Here is a 528-nt window from a genome sequence, read left to right as displayed (position 1 = left end):
AACCCCCGAATCCGAGTCCGGTTCCGGTTCCGGGTCCGCCGGGTCAGAGTCCGCCGGGTCCGATGAAGCAGAAACATCCTCTGAAGGAGCGTTCCATGACTGAGGTCGATCAGGCCGCGCCGGCCGGGCGCGTGAAGGCGGCGGGGCCGAGTGGCCTCAGCCGGCTGGGTGAGGTCCGGCATCTGGGGCTGGTCGTCGCACTCGTGCTGCTGGCGATCGTGGGTGTGGTGACCCGGCCGGAGAACTTCGCCACCTCCTCCAACCTGGTCAGCATTCTGGCGCTGGCCTCGACCATCGGTGTGATCACGGTCGGGATGACCTTTGTGATCATCGGTGGCGGCATCGACCTGTCGGTCGGCGCGGTGATGGCGCTGGCCTCGGTCTGGGCGACCACGCTGGCGACCCAGGCGTACGGGCCGGTCGTGATGATCGTGTGCGCGGTGCTGGTCGGCACCGGCGCGGGAGTGCTCAACGGCATCCTGGTCACCTATGGGCGGATGGTGCCGTTCATCGCGACGCTGGCGATGC

General features: G+C 68.2%; 1 protein-coding gene. It reads left to right on the top strand.

Annotated features, from left to right (window positions below):
• Positions 1 to 95 precede the first annotated feature (95 nt).
• Positions 96 to 528, top strand: a 433-nt coding sequence (locus tag AAH991_RS40230) for an ABC transporter permease (RefSeq protein WP_428834102.1), incomplete at its 3' end; no start/stop codon positions are given.

Source organism: Microbispora sp. ZYX-F-249 (assembly GCF_039649665.1).
GTDB classification, from domain to species: domain Bacteria; phylum Actinomycetota; class Actinomycetes; order Streptosporangiales; family Streptosporangiaceae; genus Microbispora; species Microbispora maris.
The sequence above is the reverse complement of the archived record's forward strand: the minus strand, read 5'-3'. Positions and strand labels throughout refer to the sequence as shown.